Genomic DNA, 277 nt, shown 5'->3' on the forward strand with positions numbered 1-277 from the left:
GACAAACAACGAGAAGGAAGGCGGAGAAGACATGATTAGAATTACAGTAGTGGGAAGTTCCTCAATGGACTTAGTGGTGACATCAGCAAAGCGGCCAATGGCCGGGGAAACGGTTTTAGGAGAGTCTTTTATAACGGTTCCTGGAGGGAAAGGAGCCAATCAGGCTGTGGCAGCGGCCCGACTTGGTGCACAAGTATCGATGGTTGGATGTGTAGGTGATGATGTCTATGGAGAGATCATATTAGATAACCTGAAAAAAAATCATGTAAACACAGAG

At 46.2% G+C, this 277-nt stretch carries 1 protein-coding gene; it reads left to right on the top strand.

Going from position 1 to position 277, the window contains the following annotated elements; all coding sequences use genetic code 11:
- Positions 1-31 precede the first annotated feature (31 nt).
- Positions 32-277 (top strand): PfkB family carbohydrate kinase (locus SB773_RS31390; protein ID WP_410594208.1); only part of this gene is annotated, 246 nt, incomplete at its 3' end.

The sequence above is a fragment of the Bacillus sp. SIMBA_074 genome, from assembly GCF_046534555.1.
GTDB classification, from domain to species: Bacteria; Bacillota; Bacilli; order Bacillales; family Bacillaceae_G; genus Bacillus_A; species Bacillus_A mycoides.